We start from the raw sequence: 321 nt of genomic DNA, 5'->3' as shown, positions 1-321 counted from the left end.
ACCTACTCAAGCGCAACCAGCACCAGTTAAACAGGCACCGACTAAATCTGAAGCACCAAAACCTGCTCCATCAAAACCAACTTCCCCAAAACTCAAACCAGAATCGAAAGCGGGTAAAGAAAGTAAAAATAATTCTAAATCACGCGATTCACGAGAAAGAAAACAGGAAGACAAGTACTATCGCGAAGAAAGTCGTGGTAAAAACCGTAAACGTGAATCATCAAGCTCACGTTCTAAATCTTCTAAGAAGAAGAGCGGTCGAGGTGGCAGTAAAAAAATAAAATAACAACAAAGAGACTATGACATAAGTATGTCACAGTC

General features: G+C 40.2%; 1 protein-coding gene. It reads left to right on the top strand.

From position 1 onward, the window contains the following. Nucleotides 1–286 (top strand): hypothetical protein (locus ESZ54_RS12500; RefSeq protein ID WP_162615150.1); only part of this gene is annotated, 286 nt, incomplete at its 5' end. Nucleotides 287–321 lie beyond the last annotated feature (35 nt).

The sequence above is a fragment of the Vagococcus silagei genome, assembly GCF_004795745.1.
GTDB classification, from domain to species: Bacteria; Bacillota; Bacilli; order Lactobacillales; family Vagococcaceae; genus Vagococcus; species Vagococcus silagei.
This window is presented reverse-complemented; position numbering and strand designations above follow the sequence as displayed.